This is a genomic window from Campylobacter concisus, assembly GCF_002913945.1.
GTDB lineage: Bacteria > Campylobacterota > Campylobacteria > Campylobacterales > Campylobacteraceae > Campylobacter_A > Campylobacter_A concisus_P.
This window is the reverse complement of record NZ_POZK01000001.1, coordinates 75,890-91,665: the sequence shown is the minus strand read 5'-3', so window position 1 is coordinate 91,665 and position 15,776 is coordinate 75,890. Positions and strand designations below refer to the sequence as shown.

17 protein-coding genes are annotated in these 15,776 nt (G+C 39.8%); 11 read left to right on the top strand and 6 right to left on the bottom strand.

Annotated features, from left to right (window positions below; translation table 11 throughout):
• Positions 1-96 precede the first annotated feature (96 nt).
• Entirely contained in the window at positions 97-2,376 is a 2,280-nt protein-coding gene (gene fdhF, locus CYP64_RS10415; protein ID WP_345968928.1) for a formate dehydrogenase subunit alpha, read from the bottom strand.
• Between the two features lie 393 nt (positions 2,377-2,769).
• Positions 2,770-3,042: a 30S ribosomal protein S15 gene (rpsO, locus tag CYP64_RS00485; protein ID WP_004317763.1), complete on the bottom strand. Its 273-nt coding sequence runs from the start codon at positions 3,040-3,042 to the stop codon at positions 2,770-2,772.
• Between the two features lie 147 nt (positions 3,043-3,189).
• On the opposite strand from rpsO, the gene CYP64_RS00480 reads away from it, so the two are divergent.
• The 7 genes from CYP64_RS00480 to CYP64_RS00450 are packed head-to-tail and all read left to right on the top strand — an operon-like array spanning position 3,190 to position 9,694.
• Positions 3,190-3,594, top strand: a complete 405-nt coding sequence (locus CYP64_RS00480; RefSeq protein ID WP_054196916.1) for an RrF2 family transcriptional regulator — start codon at positions 3,190-3,192, stop codon at positions 3,592-3,594.
• Positions 3,595-3,596: 2 nt separating this feature from the next.
• Positions 3,597-5,789 carry a flagellar biosynthesis protein FlhA gene (flhA, locus tag CYP64_RS00475; protein WP_103648275.1) on the top strand — a complete coding sequence of 731 codons (2,193 nt, stop codon included), beginning with the start codon at positions 3,597-3,599 and terminating at the stop codon, positions 5,787-5,789.
• Positions 5,790-5,798: 9 nt separating this feature from the next.
• The gene (locus tag CYP64_RS00470) at positions 5,799-6,824 is read left to right on the top strand and encodes a DHH family phosphoesterase (protein ID WP_103648274.1); all 1,026 of its coding nucleotides are present in this window, start codon (positions 5,799-5,801) and stop codon (positions 6,822-6,824) included.
• On the top strand, positions 6,821-7,048 hold the full coding sequence (locus tag CYP64_RS00465) for a hypothetical protein (protein ID WP_103648273.1): 228 nt from the start codon (positions 6,821-6,823) through the stop codon (positions 7,046-7,048). Before CYP64_RS00470 ends, CYP64_RS00465 begins: the two co-directional genes overlap by 4 nt.
• Positions 7,049-7,057: 9 nt before the next feature.
• Positions 7,058-7,468 carry a tetratricopeptide repeat protein gene (locus tag CYP64_RS00460; RefSeq protein ID WP_103648272.1) on the top strand — a complete coding sequence of 137 codons (411 nt, stop codon included), beginning with the start codon at positions 7,058-7,060 and terminating at the stop codon, positions 7,466-7,468.
• A gap of 16 nt (positions 7,469-7,484) precedes the next feature.
• Positions 7,485-8,414 carry an aspartate carbamoyltransferase catalytic subunit gene (locus CYP64_RS00455; RefSeq protein WP_103648271.1) on the top strand — a complete coding sequence of 310 codons (930 nt, stop codon included), beginning with the start codon at positions 7,485-7,487 and terminating at the stop codon, positions 8,412-8,414.
• A 2-nt stretch (positions 8,415-8,416) separates the two neighbouring features.
• Positions 8,417-9,694 carry a dihydroorotase gene (locus CYP64_RS00450; RefSeq protein WP_103648270.1) on the top strand — a complete coding sequence of 426 codons (1,278 nt, stop codon included), beginning with the start codon at positions 8,417-8,419 and terminating at the stop codon, positions 9,692-9,694.
• A gap of 89 nt (positions 9,695-9,783) precedes the next feature.
• On the opposite strand, the gene CYP64_RS00445 is transcribed toward CYP64_RS00450, so the two are convergent.
• From CYP64_RS00445 to CYP64_RS00430, 4 genes are read right to left on the bottom strand one after another with little or no spacing between them, the layout of a single operon-like run.
• Positions 9,784-11,073 (bottom strand): M28 family peptidase, encoded by a 1,290-nt coding sequence (locus tag CYP64_RS00445; RefSeq protein ID WP_103648269.1) that lies wholly within the window; start codon positions 11,071-11,073, stop codon positions 9,784-9,786.
• Between the two features lie 16 nt (positions 11,074-11,089).
• Positions 11,090-11,347 carry a heavy-metal-associated domain-containing protein gene (locus CYP64_RS00440; RefSeq protein WP_103618595.1) on the bottom strand — a complete coding sequence of 86 codons (258 nt, stop codon included), beginning with the start codon at positions 11,345-11,347 and terminating at the stop codon, positions 11,090-11,092.
• Positions 11,340-11,663: a hypothetical protein gene (locus CYP64_RS00435; protein ID WP_054196908.1), complete on the bottom strand. Its 324-nt coding sequence runs from the start codon at positions 11,661-11,663 to the stop codon at positions 11,340-11,342. The genes CYP64_RS00440 and CYP64_RS00435 overlap by 8 nt, the downstream gene beginning before the upstream one ends.
• The gene (locus CYP64_RS00430; protein ID WP_103648268.1) at positions 11,660-12,739 is read right to left on the bottom strand and encodes a transglutaminase-like domain-containing protein; all 1,080 of its coding nucleotides are present in this window, start codon (positions 12,737-12,739) and stop codon (positions 11,660-11,662) included. The genes CYP64_RS00435 and CYP64_RS00430 overlap by 4 nt, the downstream gene beginning before the upstream one ends.
• Before the next feature lie 93 nt (positions 12,740-12,832).
• Here CYP64_RS00430 and CYP64_RS09910 point away from each other — a divergent pair, with 93 nt between their 5' ends.
• From CYP64_RS09910 to CYP64_RS00415, 4 genes are all read left to right on the top strand, one after another.
• Positions 12,833-13,000 carry a hypothetical protein gene (locus CYP64_RS09910; RefSeq protein ID WP_181001659.1) on the top strand — a complete coding sequence of 56 codons (168 nt, stop codon included), beginning with the start codon at positions 12,833-12,835 and terminating at the stop codon, positions 12,998-13,000.
• 1 nt (position 13,001) lies between these two features.
• Positions 13,002-13,871 carry a tRNA 5-methoxyuridine(34)/uridine 5-oxyacetic acid(34) synthase CmoB gene (cmoB, locus tag CYP64_RS00425; protein ID WP_258032876.1) on the top strand — a complete coding sequence of 290 codons (870 nt, stop codon included), beginning with the start codon at positions 13,002-13,004 and terminating at the stop codon, positions 13,869-13,871.
• Between the two features lie 8 nt (positions 13,872-13,879).
• Complete coding sequence (locus CYP64_RS00420; protein ID WP_084109358.1) at positions 13,880-14,413, top strand: thioesterase; 534 nt, start codon at positions 13,880-13,882, stop codon at positions 14,411-14,413.
• Between the two features lie 128 nt (positions 14,414-14,541).
• Positions 14,542-15,708, top strand: coding sequence for a major outer membrane protein (locus CYP64_RS00415; protein ID WP_103648266.1), 1,167 nt, complete (start codon positions 14,542-14,544; stop codon positions 15,706-15,708).
• Positions 15,709-15,776 lie beyond the last annotated feature (68 nt).

Genomic DNA, 15,776 nt, shown 5'->3' with positions numbered 1-15,776 from the left:
AGTGAATTTAAAATTTAGATTTTGCTTTGCAATGTCAGCATTTTTGGACAATGAAATTTAATAGTAAAGAAATTTAGCGGGAGTTACCCGCTAAATTTACTCATTTATCGCTGCGTTTCCGTGGTGGTGGAAGTCATCGTAGATGATCTTTGAAGTTTGGAATTTCTCGCGTTTTAGCTCGCGAACTCGTAAAAATTCCTCTTCATCGATCTTTTTGATCTGGATAGCTGCTTTAAATGTCGGAGTCTTACTGATGTAGTCCCAACCGCTGCTTGTTAGCTCGTTGCAAGAGCTCTCCCAGTAGTGGAAAGTCATCTGTATGATGCCATCAGGCACGATGTCAGTCACTTCAGCTTTTACGACGATGTAACCGTATCTACTCCAAGCTTTGATAAAGTCGCCTTGTTTTAGTCCGTATCTTTCTGCAAGCGCTGGGCTCATCTCAGCGATAGGTCCGATGCTATCTCCGCCCTCTTCGATAGCACGTGAGCGTCTTGTCATGGTGCCAACTGTGTATTGATAAACTTTTCTTGTAGTTAAAAGCTGTATCGGATACTCAGCGTCAGTCTTCTCATCGACTGAACCAGCCATGATAGGATACTCAGGTGACATATTCATCTTCTTAGCAAACTCAAGTTTTGCGCTCTCGATCTCATCAGCCTTATCCACAAATAAGCAAGGCACAAAGCGACCTTTGCCATCAGGGGTAAAGAATTTCTTATCAAGATAGAGGCTTTGACCACCCATATCATCTTCAGTTGGGCATGGCCAGTGAAGTCCGTGATATTTTTTAAGTCTATAGTAGCTCATGCCGCCGTAGCGTCTAGGGTCGCATTTTCTAACTTCTTCCCAAATCTCTTCTGGTGAGTTAAAATTAAAGCCCTCGGTTGCGCCCAAACGACGTGCGATCTCGCAAACGATCCACCAGTCTTGTCTAGCATCACCTGGAGGTGTGATGACTGCTTCGTTGTGTTGGACACGGCGCTCCGCGTTTGTGTAAAGACCCTCTTTTTCGCTACTTGCAACGCCAGGGAGAACGACGTCAGCTTTTAGCGAAGTCTCAGTTAAAAATAGATCTTGAACCACGTAGAAATCGACATTTGCGATGCCTTTTAAGAAGTGGTTTGTATTTGGCTCAGAGATGACCGGGTTTTCGCCGATAGTCCAGAAGAAATGAACTCTGCCATCAAGGATCGCATCAGGTACTTCAGTTTTATGGATACCTATCTTTGAGTTTAAAAATCCAGGCTCTAAGTGCCAAATTTTCTCAAACCAAGCTCTTTGCTCTGGGTCAGTTACTGAGCCAAGATTTGGGAAGATGTTTGGTAAAACGCCCATGTCGCAGCAGCCTTGAACGTTCTCTTGACCTCTAAGTGGCAAGTCACCTGTGCCAAGCTCGCAGATATTGCCAGTGATCAAGAATAAATTTGATACATCGCAAACTCCGCCAACGCCGTGGTTGAAGTGAGTTACGCCCATACCGTGAGTGATGACGGCTGGTTTGGTTGTAGCATACATTCTAGCAGCTGCTCTGATATCCTCTGGATTTAGCCTTGTGTATTTTGCTACAACCTCTGGGGCATAGTCTTTTACAGCTTCTTTAACATACTCGATGCCTATTGTGTGGTCTCTTACAAATTCCTCATTTACAAGGCCTTCTTCGATGATAGTATAAAGAAGTGCGTTGATAACTGGGATGTTGTGCTCAGGCTCTAGCTGCAAGTGGATGTCTGCTCTACTTGCAAACTCGGTCTTGATAGGGTCGATAACGATCAGTTTTGCACCGCGGTTTAGCGCTCTTTGGATGTGCATAGCTGCTATTGGGTGGCCATTTTCTGGGTTTGAGCCTATCATTAATATACAGTTACTATAAGTGCCAATCTCTGTAAAGCTATTTGTGGCAGCTCCGTTTCCGATTGTTTTAGCAAGTCCTGCTACTGTCGGAGCGTGTCAAATTCTAGCACAGTGATCGACGTTATTTGTGCCAATTACAGCGCGCATTAGTTTTTGAGCAACGTAGTTGTCCTCAAGTGTGCAACGTGCTGAGAAATTTCCAGCTAATGAGTCAGGGCCGTATTTCTCTTTGGCTTCTTTCATTTTTTCTACAACAAGGTCAAGTGCTTCGTCCCAGCTGGCTTCCTCAAAATCACCATCCTTTGAAAATACGCCATTTTTCTTTCTGATAAGTGGTTTTGTGAGTCTATCTGGACTTGCAACGTAATCCCAGCCATAAAAGCCTTTTAAGCATAAATTTCCTTGATTAACCGGATTGTCTTCAACGCCAGTTGCAGCACGAACGACGTTATTTTCCACATGCAAGGTTACTTGACAGCCCGTCCCACAATAAGGACAGATGACTTTGCCCTCTTTCATCATTTTCTCCTTTACTATGCAATATTTGCATATTTCTATATGAGTAATATTACTAGCCGAATTCTTAATCTTTAATAAAAATTCTTTATTATTAAAAATAAATTTATATTCTAAGTTAAAATTAATATAGTTCTACTAAAGTCAATTATCTAGGGATTTTAAAATTTATTTAAAATTGATAAATTTATTATAAAAGAAATAAAGATATAGAGATTTAGCTTTTTATATAAAATGAATAAATTAATTCTAATTTTACTTTATTTAAAAAGGTTAGTCATATTGTGAGTAGATAAATTAATACTAAAGATGGAAAATTTTAAAATAGACTGTAAAATTTTGAATAAAAGAAATATATAAATGAAATTTAGTAAGGAGAGCAGATCGCTCTCCGATGGATCATTTATCTCTTAAGCCAAGCTCAGAGATTAGTTTTGAATATGTAGTGTAGTCTTTGTTTTTAAGATACTTTAAAAGTCTTTTTCTTTGACCAACTAGTTTTAAAAGACCTAAGCGTGATGAAAAGTCTTTTTTGAAAATTTTAAGGTGTTCTGTAAGTTCAGTTATTCTAGCTGTTAAAAGAGCTATTTGAACTTCTGGAGAGCCTGTATCTCCCTCTTTTCTAGCGAATTTCGCAACTATTTGAGCTTTTTTAGCCGAATCCAAAGCCATAATGACCTCCTGATTGGTGAATTTTGGAAGAGCGATTATAGCATTTAAAACATAAAATTAGATAAAACGGTGCTTTTTAAAAATTAATGAAAAATGCAGTAAAAATTTTATAGAATAATGGCTATTTAAAGAATTTAAGGAAGATAAATGCTTTTTACAAAGGCAAGCGAATACGCTCTACTTTCACTTATTTTAATATCTCAAAAATCATCACCAGTTGATGTTGATACGATCTCAAATGAGCTTAAAATTTCAAAAAGCTTTTTAGCCAAAATTTTACAAAATCTTGCAAAAGATGGAATTTTAAAGTCGTTTAAAGGGGCAAATGGCGGTTTCGCACTAAATAACGAACCTGAAAATTTAAGCATAAAGAAGATAATTGAGTGTGCCGAAAAACGTGAACTTAATGTCTTTGAGTGCTCATCTTCTGCAGATGGCTGCCCATCAAATAAAGCCTCAAGCTGTCAAATTTGGTCGATGTTTAGCGGTCTTCAAAGCAAGATCGACGAGATGCTTGATGCGATCAAGCTAAGTGACATCGTTAAGAAGTAGAATTGGCAAAGCAAAAAAATAATATCTTAACTCTTGTTGCGCCGTTTCTTGCGCCAATTGTTAAGTTTAAAAGTCTTAGCATCGTTGGTATCATTGTTGCCATCCTTGCTATCATCATCGTACCGCTTCCAAGTGCGGTGCTTGACTTTTTCTTGGCACTTTCGATCTCGATTTCAGTGCTTATAATCTTAATTTCGATTTATGTGCCAAAACCAACCGATCTTAGCACATTTCCGACACTGATCCTTATCGTTACGCTTTTTCGCCTCTCGCTAAACATCGCAACCACGCGTATGATCTTAAGTGAAGGTCACAACGGCCCAGAAGCGGTTAGTGAGATCATCTCAAGTTTTGGAAATTTTGTCGTTGGTGGCAACTTTGTCATCGGCACCATCGTCTTTTGTATCCTGGTACTCATAAATTTCATGGTTGTAACCAAAGGTTCAACTCGTGTAAGTGAAGTGCAAGCACGTTTTACACTTGATGCGATGCCAGGTAAGCAAATGGCAATAGACGCGGACCTAAATGCAGGTCTGATAGACGAAAAAACAGCGCGCGAAAGACGCCAGGCTATCATCGGCGAGGCAAATTTCTACGGCGCGATGGATGGTTCTTCTAAATTTATAAAAGGTGACGCTGTCGCTGGCATCATTATCACTATTATAAACATCATCGGTGGATTTGCTATCGGTTCGTTTCAGCATGGCCTTGATATGGCGACATCTGCTCAGTATTATACGATCCTAACTATCGGTGATGGCCTTGTGAGCCAGATCCCAGGACTTATCACTTCAACAGCGACTGCTATTATCATCACAAGGGCTAGCAAAGACGACGAGGACTTTGCAGAGGGTACGTTAAATCAGCTCTTAGGGGATTATAAAACATTGCTAATAGTGGGCTTCATACTATTTATGTTTGCCCTTGTTCCTGGCCTACCAACTCTATCTCTTGGCTTCATTGCAGTGCTATTTTTGGGACTTGGCTACATCATCAAGCAGACCAAAGATGGCGGGCTAAATTTAAGCCTTGCGTCAAAAGACAAAACAGCTTCTAAAAAAGCTGGAGCCGCTACGCAAGGTGGAGCAGGGGCAGCTGCTAGTGGTGCCACTACTAAGGTGCCAAAGAAGAGCGACGAAGAGATCGCAAGAGAAGAAGAGACAAAGATAAACGATATCTTAAAGCTTGAAATTTTAGAGCTCGACCTAGGATATGGTTTGCTAAAGCTAGCTGATGTGGATCTAATCGAGAGAATTCGCGCTATGAGGCGAAATATCGCTTCAAGTCTTGGCTTTTTGATGCCAAAGATAAGAATTCGTGACAACCTTCAACTACCGCCAAACGAGTACCGCTTTAAGCTAAAAGGTATCGTAATTGGTCAGGGTGAAATTTATGCGGATAAATTTCTAGCGATGGATAGTGGCCTAGTTAGCGAAGATATCGAGGGTATTCCGACAAAAGAGCCAGCTTTTGGACTAGACGCTCTTTGGATCGACGCTAGCGTCAAAGAGGACGCCATACTTAGCGGCTACACGATAGTTGATCCTGCAAGCGTCATCTCAACACATATGAGCGAGCTTATCAAGCAAAACGCAGCCGAGCTTCTAACTCGCCAAGAGACGCAAAATTTATTAGACAAACTAAAGATCGACTACCCAGTTGTAGTCGAGGATACGCTAAGGATCGCACCTATAAATTTGATCCAAAAGGTTTTAAAAGCGTTGCTTAAAGACAATATACCGATCAAAGATCTGCTTAGTATACTTGAATCAATTAGCGACATCGCCGAGGTTAGTAAAAACCTAGATATGATCATCGAGCACGTACGTGCAGCGCTCTCGCGTGTCATCACCTCGCTTTATGTTGATGAAAAAGGTCAGCTAAATTTTTACATTTTAGATAGTGCTGCGCAGCAAAAGCTTATGGATGCGGTGCAGTATAAAGACGGCGCGTATCACCTGATGATAAATGTGGCTCAAACTTCATCGATCGTTCAGGCTCTAAGGCATGAAAAAGAGAAACGTCCGATGAGTCAGCACGGTGAAATGGTGCTTTGTGTGGAGCCAAGTCTAAGAAAATTTATAGCAAATATCTGCGCAAATTTTGCCATCGACATCGTGGTGCTAAGCTTTGCTGAGATCTCGGCAAATACGCCATTTGAAACGATTGGCGTCATAGAAATAGAAAATTTATAAAGGAAAACGATGAAAATTTATCACCTCTCGCACACCGATCTTGACGGATACGGCGCGCAATACATAACAAATTTTTACTTCAAAGATGTGAAATTTCTAAACTCAAACTACGGCAGAGAGATAGATGATAAATTTGCTCAAATTTTAACTGAGATAGATGCCTCAAATGACGATAAAAACATCATCTTGATCACTGATCTAAATTTAAGCCTAGCTCAGTGCGAGAGCTTTGAAGATATGATAAGGGGTAAAAATATAAAGCTATTTTTGCTAGATCATCACCAAAGCGGTGCCGAGTGCGCGAGCGCTTACTCATGGTATTTTTTGGATAGTTCAAGGTGCGCTACAAAGATCACTTACGACTTTTTTGCGGGCATCTTTGGCAAAAACAAAGAGCTTGAAATTTTTAGTGACGTCGTAAATGCCGTGGATATCTGGCTAAAAGATGATAAAAATTTCGAGATGGGAAAGGTCTGCTTGGGGCTTGTGGCAAATGCTAAAGAGATAAATAAAGTGATGTTTGAAGCTGAAAATAACCTCTATATGGATCACATCCTAAAAGAAGCAAGCAAATTTTTTAACGAGAAAAACGACTATATCGGCCTTGATATGCAGGTGCATGCTATTAAGAAGTCATTTTTCAAAGAGGATAAAGACGATACGCTAAGCAATCTAATTTCAAACTATGTCGTAAAAAAACTTAGTGAAAATAAAGAGAAATTTAGCATAAACTATAAAGATCATAAAGGAATTTTAACCTACAATATCGGCAATGTTTCGGTTATCGGCAACGACTTTTTAGTGGCAAATCCTGAATTTGACTTCTTTATCGACGTGACAAATAAAAAAACGCTAAGTTTTCGCGCAAATGGCAAGCTTGATGTTAGCGCCATGGCAAAACACCTAGTTGGCGGTGGCGGACACGTGAATGCAAGCGGCGGACTATTTGCAAATTTCAAAGATGGCTTTAGCTATGAGCCGATCAAGGCGCAGATAGTTGATCTAATAACTAAAAAAACACAGGAGGAGATATGAAAGAAGAAGAGGTAAGCGTAGAGGAGCTTAGCTACGAGCTTAGCATGGTGCTTGAGGCGATGTTTTACTATGCTGGAGTGAAAAAAGACAAGCTTGAAGAGGCGGCAAATCTCTATGTCGAGTGCATCGATGATGCGCTAGAAAACTCTGATGCTAGTGGTAGCGACGAGGTCATAGAGATAGTTGAATATATGAAAAAATACCATCCAAAGTTATTTAAATAAGGAGAAAATATGAAGAAAATTTTAGTTTTAGCGGCGGCGCTTTTTGCGTTAAATGCTATGGCAAATGAAAATTTAGACAAGGCAAACGAGCTTTATGCAAAGAAAAATTTTAACGAGGCTTATCTTGCTTTTAACAAAGCTTGCGGCGAGGGCGAGAAAAAAGCTTGCACGATGAATGCGATCATGCTATTTAACGGCGACGGCGTAGCAAAAGATAGAGTTCAGGCTGAGAAAATTTTTACAAAAATGTGTGACGAAAATGAGGGCATGGCGTGCGAAAAACTAGGCGAAATGATCGCTTATGGCCTTGTAAAAGATAAAGACGCAAACGAAGCAAAGAACGAAGAAAAAGCAAAGGCTTTATTTAAAAAAGCTTGTGATAACGGCTACCAACCAGCTTGCGACTTTGTGACAAAATAAATTTAAGAGGCTTAAAATGGGCTACAAACATAAAGATTTGATAGGAACTAGAGAGCTTAGCAAAGAAGAAATTTTATATTTTTTGGAGGCGGCGAAAGAGTTTAAGGAGCTAAATTTAAGCCAAGTGAAAAAAAATGACTATCTTCGTGGAAAGACCACGATCAACGCATTTTATGAAAACTCGACAAGAACTAGGACATCCTTTGAGATCGCAGCAAAGAGACTTGGAGCTGATACGATAAATTTCAGCTCATCAAGCTCAAGCGTGACAAAGGGCGAGAGCCTAAATGATACGATGAATAACATGGCTGCTATGAGAACTGACATCATCGTGCTTCGTCATCCAAGCTCTGGAGCGGCGAAATTTGCAGCTGATAGGACAGAGGCTAGCGTCGTAAATGCAGGGGACGGCACAAATGAGCACCCAAGCCAAGCCTTGCTTGATCTTTTCACACTAAGAGAGCATGGCAAAATTTTAGATAAAAATCTAAACGTGGCGATCATCGGCGACATCGCTAGAAGCCGTGTGGCAAGGTCTGACATCTGGGCGATGAAGAAATTTGGCATAAATTTAAAGCTCTTTGCGCCAAGGATGATGATGCCAAAAGATGCTGAGGTCTTTGAGTCTAAAATTTGCAAAAATATGGAAGAAGCCTGCGAGGGCAGTGATGTCATCATCATGCTTCGCATCCAACTAGAGCGTGGCGGTGCGGACGTAGCATTTCCAAGCTCGAGGGAGTACTCGAAATTCTTTGGACTAAATAAAAATAGGATAAAGCTAGCCAAACCTGATGCGATCGTACTGCACCCAGGACCGATAAATAGAGGCGTGGAGCTAAACTCAGATGTGGCTGATGGCGCGCACTCAGTCATACTAAATCAAGTTGAAAACGGCGTTGCTATAAGAATGGCGATACTAAATACGCTTGCAAAAAATAGGGGCTAACGATGAAAATAGCAATAATTAACGGCACTATCGTAAATAGCGACGAGAAATTTAAGGCAAATATCCTAATAGAAAACGGTAAAATAGCCAAAATCGGAAGTGAGAAATTTGAGGCCGATAAGGTCATAGACGCTACAAATAAGCTCATCATGCCAGGACTTATCGACATGCACGTGCACTTTCGCGATCCTGGTCAAGAATATAAAGACGACATCATCTCAGGCTCGCAGGCAGCGGTGGCTGGAGGAGTGACAACCTGCCTTTGCATGGCAAATACAAACCCAGTAAATGACAACGCCTCGATCACAAGAGCGATGATAGAAAAAGCTAAAAATTGCGGACTAATCGATCTTTTGCCAATAGCAGCCATCAGCAAAGGGCTTGGTGGCAACGAGATCGTTGAAATGGGCGATCTTATAGAGGCTGGCGCAGTTGCATTTAGTGATGATGGTCTACCAGTGACTAGCTCAAGCGTGATGAGAGCGGCACTTGAGTATTCAAGCATGTTTGGTAGCTTTTGCATAAGCCACTCAGAGGACTGCTCGCTTTGCAGGCAGGGCGTTATGCACGAGGGCAAGGTCTCAGCCATACTTGGACTTCGCGGCATGGCGAGAGAGAAAGAAGAGATCGCAGTGAGCCGTGATATGTTGCTTGCAAAGCTTACCAAAGCGCACATCCATATCGCTCACGTAAGCTCGGAGTACTCGCTAAAGATCATCGAAATGGGCAAAAAAGAGGGCATAAACATTACTTGCGAGGCCACACCTCACCACTTTAGCTTTAGCGACGATGAAATTTTGAAAAATGCCTACGATACAAATTTCAAAATGTCACCGCCACTTCGCGAGATAAGCGACGTAAAAGCGGTAAGAGAGGCGCTAAAAAGCGGTCTTATAGACGTCATCGCCACCGACCATGCGCCACACCACACGGACGAAAAGATAGTAGAATTTGACAAGGCGCCATTTGGTATTATCGGACTTCAAACCCTTGTGCCACTCACTCTAAAGCTTGTAAATGAGGGCGTTATAAGCCTAGAGCGCATGGTGGAGCTAACATCGACAAATGCGGCTAAAATGCTAAATTTAAAAGATAAAGGCAGGCTTGCTGAGGGCATGCTAGCTGATATTACGGTGATTGATCCTGAGATCGAGTATGTTTATGATGAGAAGATAAACCGCTCAAAATCGATAAATTCTCCACTATTTGGTAAAAAGCTAAAAGGAGCAGCGACTACCACAATAAAAAGTGGTAAGATCGTTTATGAGTTTGGAAAATAATATAAATTTGATCGTTCTCAAGAGCAAATTCTAAATCTATAAAAATACAGAATCAAAATTTGCTAGAAATTTCTAGCAAATTTTATTTTTTATGAGTTATATTTTTTAACGATACCGCGAACGACTTTTTCTATAAAAAGCGCAGATTCAATCTCACAGCACTCTCTTGTTGAGTGAGGTGAGTGGATATTTGGTCCTATTGAGCAAGCGCTAAGACCCGCTTTTTTCTCCAAAAGCACGCCGCATTCAAGTCCAGCATGCACAGCTGTTATCCTTGCATTTGGCTTATAAATTTTTAGCTCTTCTAAGATATCGTTTGCAAATTTATCATTTATAGGCTTCCAAGCAGGATTCCTATCTTTTGCAATGACGCTAAAGTCAAGCGCTTTTGCAAGCTCAGAAATTTCAAATTCCATCCTATTTAGTCCATCTTTGCTCATAGATCTAGCAAAAAACTCCACTTCAAGCACGCCATCATCTTTGATCTTTGCAAGTGAGAGGTTTACGCTATCTTGCGGTATGCCTAGCTCGCAGTTATAGGCTCTTACGCCTTGTGAAAATGAGTTAATTAAAGCTAAAATTTTCTCGCCATTTTCTAAAATTTCATCGCCAGTACCAAGCTTTTTCACGCTTAAATTCTCACACTCGCTCTTTAGCTCTTTATCGCTTAGAACCAGTGCAGTTGCGCCGCTTGGGATAGAGTTGCTTCGCTCGCCACCTTCAAATTTGACAAGCTTACAGCCATTTTTAGTCACAAATGCCGCCAAAATCTTGATCGCATTTGGGATATTTTTATGTATCTCGTTGCCAGAGTGTCCGCCAGGAAGCCCACTTACTTTTACTTCATAAAGCGTGCTCTCTTTTGTTTTTTTGCTATTAAGCGAGATAGTGGCAAATAAATTTACACCGCCAGCACAGCCGATGGTGACTCTATCGTCTTCTTCGCTGTCTAAATTTAAAAGCTTATCGGCTTTTAACTCGCCGCTAAAGCCAGTAGCTCCGATCATGCCGACTTCTTCGTTGTTTGTAAAGAGGCACTCGATGTCGTCAAATTCGCTTATCATCTGCATCATGATAGCCACGCCGATGCCGTTATCGGCACCTAAAGATGAGTTTTTAGCCCTCATGTAGCCATCATCGCCGTAAACTATTTCGATCTTTGGAGCATCGCCCATGCAGACCATATCATAGTGGCTTTGCAAGCAAATTTTTGGCTTGCCTTTAAACGCATGAATGTTGCCAAAGCTATCGACTGCGACCTCACAGCCCTTATCTTTTGCATAGCTAGCTAGAAAATCACGCATCTTATCAGTCTCATAACTGCAGTGTGGTATCGCAGCAAGTGTCTCAAATTTCGTTAAAATTTCACTCTTTGACATATTTGCCTCCGTAGATTTATTTTATCTCGCCCTTATAGCCAGTCGCATCGACTGCTTTTAAAAGCTCTTTTTCATCGACCTTATCATCTGCTATAACGACAGCTTTTCGCTCTTTTAGCGATACATCTGCCTTTTTTACGCCATCAACGCTAAGAGCAGCCTTTCTAACAATCGCCGTGCAAAGCGGACAGTGCATGCTAGGCACTAAAATTTCTATCTTTTTATCAGCGTAGCTTGCTGCTACTAAAAGGGCTAAAATTAAAATTTTACGCATAAATTTCTCCTAAAAGCTCTGGGTATGTAAGGAGTAAAAGCAAAATCACTCCAAAAAGTATATATATAAGTATCCATTTTTTCTTTTTGTAGCTTAGGTTGCAGCTTTTTGGCTTGTAAAATAGACTAATTCCTGAAATCACAAAGCAAATGACGGCTATAACGCTTAAAGGGACGCGGTACTCGTATAAATTTTGTGTCCAAGATAGAAATGAAAATGATGTGCCAAAAAGTAGAAAAAGAAGTGCTGGCAAACAGCACAAGGTAGCGCCAATAGCACTACCTATGGATGTTAGTATCAGCCAAAAGGCTCTCATTTTAGCTCTGTTGAGGCGTAGTCGTAGCTAAATTCTTTTGGCGAATAGTAGTTTTGTGTATTGCCATCAACCTCAGCGTATGGATAGCCAAAGTTGTTTAGCGGAGTTTGCTCTGGAGTTGGCTTCAAGATAAAGTCACGTCCGTAGTTAAAGCCTATCCAGCACATCTCCCAGTTGCCAAAGCAATAATCCCTAACAGCTTTGATCTTAGCGTCATCGTTTGTTAATTTCTCGCCCAGTCTTACCTTTGTAACGTCAGCTGGATCAACCGGTATCCAACCATAGCCTTTTAGATAAAACTCAGCCCTGCAGTGCTGTCCGCCTGAAATTTTAGCCACGCCATCTTTTGCGCTACCCATCTGATCTGAAAATCTAGACTGGCCAACCCTGATACCAAAAATTTCTCTTGCAGGGATGCCAACTGATCTGCAAAGTCCCACGAAAACTGAGTTTATGTCGGTGCATTTGCCAACTAGTTTGCCACTTTCAAGTATCGCTTTAACGTCGCCTGTGCCACATCCAAGGATGCTGTTATCGCGCTGCATAGTGTTTGCAACCCACGTATAGATTGCTTTTGCACGCTCCAAATCGCCTTTAGTATTGCCGATAATCTCTAGCGCTTTTGCTCTTACGACGCCGTCAGTTGGGATGTGTGAAGTTGGTTTTAAAAACTCTAAAACAGCAGGATCAACCTTCTCATTTGGATCGTAATTTACCTTGCTAAAGTCAGTGTTGCGCTCTGTTGTTTGAATTTTAAACTGAACATTTAAGATAGGTCTTGGCTCGTTTTCTTCAAAATCAGCATACATTGTAGGTATTAGCGTATCTGAAATATAGACGTTTTTAGCGGTTGTGTTTATGACGTAGTCTTGAGTTAGTTGCTGATAAGTAGTGCTTAGTGGGAGTGGTAGCCAAATTCTTGAGCTTTTGCCTTTTTCAAGAAGTTGGTGTTTGAAATTTACATCAAAATTTCTAACCACTGGGTTTGCTGGCTCATCGCTAGCTAGAGTGACACTTGGAAGCAGACTCGCTGCACCTAAAAAACTACTGAATTTAAAAAAATCTCTTCTTTGCATAAAATGCCTTTTTTGCTTAATATTAGCCAAACTTGGCTCTAAAACTGCCTGCTATTCTAGCATAAAATTTTTATTTATGATAAAATCCGCCACATGAAAAAGATTATATTTTTAGGCTTTATAGCGCTATTTTTCAACGGTTGTCTTTATACGAATGAGCGTGGAGTTTCGACTCAATATTATAATGATTGTAAAGAGTATTATGACGCGACTGGCACCTACCAAAAAGAGTGTCCGCACAACATCGTCGACTGGAAATAGCGTGGATCTTAGTAAATTTAATGAGCAGCAAAAGCAAATTTATAATAGGATAGAAAATTTAGCAAATTTTGACTGCGAGCTTGAGCTAAAAGATAGTGTAAATGTGAAATTTAAAAATTTAGACCAAGCTAAAAAAGATGAAATTTTTGATCTCGCCCTTAGCCTAAAGCCTTGGCGAAAAGGGCCATTTTTGCTTGATGATATATATATAGATAGCGAGTGGCAAAGTTTTATTAAATTTAATATCCTAGCGCCACATCTAAATTTAGCTGGCAAAAGCGTGGCTGACGTGGGGTGCAACAATGGATATTATATGTTTAAGATGCTTGAATATGCCCCAAAAAGCATAACTGGCTTTGATCCTAGTGTGCATACATATTTGCAGTTTAAATTTTTAAACAAATTTATCCGCTCAAATATCGCTTATGAGCTTCTTGGCGTTGAGAACTTGCCAGAATTTGGAGCTAAATTTGATACGATTTTTTGTCTTGGAGTGATATATCACAGAAGTGATCCTATTAAGATGTTAAAAGAGCTAAAAATGGCTTTAAATCCTGGAGGCGAGCTATTTTTAGATACGATGTATATAGATATGGATGGTGATTTTGCACTGAGCCCAAAAGATAGGTATTCAAAAATTCCAAATATCTACTTTGTACCGACTCTCTCGGTATTGCAAAACTGGTGCGAGAGGGCTAAATTTAGGGATTTTACCTTGCTTGAAACAAAGGCAACTGATCTAAATGAGCAGCGAAAAACGCAGTGGATAGATGGTGAGAGCCTTGGAAATTTCTTAGATCCAAATGATAGTACAAAGACCATCGAGGGCTACCCAGCGCCAAAAAGAGCATATGTTAGAGTTAAAATTTAAGGATAAAAATGGCAGAAGAAAATATCTATGATGTAAAAGATGAGTCGCAAATAATCTTACCAGAAGATGAAAATCCATTAAGAAACGAGATCAAAACCGCTCCACTTACAAAGCTAAATTTTAGTGGAACGGCATTTTTACTTGAAAAAAATCACGCAAAGACTAGATTTTTTACTACGGATGATATGGTGTGCGATACTGAGGGGCTTATTCATAGTGGATTTATTTTTATGGGCGCAAACCATGCTGCCCTTTTAGCTATTAATGAAGAATTTTGCGTTAGTATCGGGGCTAGGATAAATTTCTTTGGGCCACTAAAGCTTGGTGACGTGGTGGAATTTGACGCGCAAGCAAGATTTGAAGAGAGCAGAAAAAGAGAAGTAAAAGTGCTTGGATACGTTAAAGATATAAAAATTTTTGAAGGAGTATTTCAACTTGTCACACTTGAAGAGCATATCTTCTTGGCTCAACAAAAAAATATCCAAAAAGAAGCTGCTATAAGGCAGAAAAAAGAACGAGAAGAAGCTAAGGCTAATAGCTAAAAGTAAGTAAAAATTTTTGATTTTTAATCCCAAATAAAACGAAATTTTAAAAAGACAATCTTTATCTCATTATCCTATTTTGGTAAATAATTGGTAACATTTTTTAAATTTTTAAGAAAAATTAAGCAATAAAATTAATTTTCTATGATAATATAAAAAACGTAGATATTTCAGGATATGCTAGATATCGTTATACAAATGATCATTTCAAAACTTCATATCCAAAAAGCATAGTTAAAGATAGTGATGCTGGTCATGTTTTTAGAATGCAAACAGCATTTAAAGCTGCGATAGACGATAACTTCTTTGGTGTTTTAAATTTAAGATACCAAGCAAAAGATAACTCTGGTGATGGTGTTACAGCTGGTACTGATAAAACAAACACAACCGGATCATTTGGTGTATATGAAATGTATCTAGGATACAAAATAGGTAACACTACAGTTACAGCTGGTAAACAACTTATAAAAACATTCTATGACGATGGTGATATAGCTGGTACTGGTCTAAAAGTGGTAAATACTGATGTACCTGGTCTTACTTTAACAGCAGCAGCTTATGACGCATTACAAAGTGATGGCTACGAAGTAGATGGTCCATTACTAAGCACAATGGCAAGCGGTCTTAGCGATGCTCCAGGTAACCTTTATTATTTAGGTGCAGCTGGCAGCTATGATCCAGTATCATTCAAAGCTGCAATTGCAAATATTCAAGAATTTGCCACACTTTATGGTGCCGATGCGGGTGTTAGCTTTAATGTAACTGATGATATAAATCTAAACCTAAAAGGTCAATTTGTTCATAATGACTCAGACCACAAAGATGTAGCTGATGCAAATTTCTGGGCAATTCAAGCTGGCACAAAACTATTTGGAGCTAAACTTAATGCTGGCTATTTAGACTTTGATGCTAAGAACAAAGACAATAATAAAATTTCTTTTGTAACAATTGATGCAAACGGCGAACTTATCAATCCAACTAAGATCTTAAATGGTGTTATGTCTGGAAGCAAACAATACTACAATAACATCAAAGGAAACAACGACTACTGGTTTGTTAATGCTGGATATGATATAGATAAATTTGGCTTTGGTGCTGGATATACTCAAGGTAAAGGCACAAGTTATGCGCTTGGTGAATTAAGAGCAAAAAGAAGTGAGTGGTCTCTTGACGCTAGCTACAAATACAGCAAAAAACTTACATTCCTTTCTTGGTATGCAGCTGCTAAAGACAAAAAAGATGGCGAAAGCTTTAAGCAAGATCGTATAAGATTTGAAGCAAAATATAGCTTCTAAAAACCTTTCATCCGAGCGAGCTTTCGCTCGGATCTCTTTAAAATTTAAAATAGACCCCATACAAAATT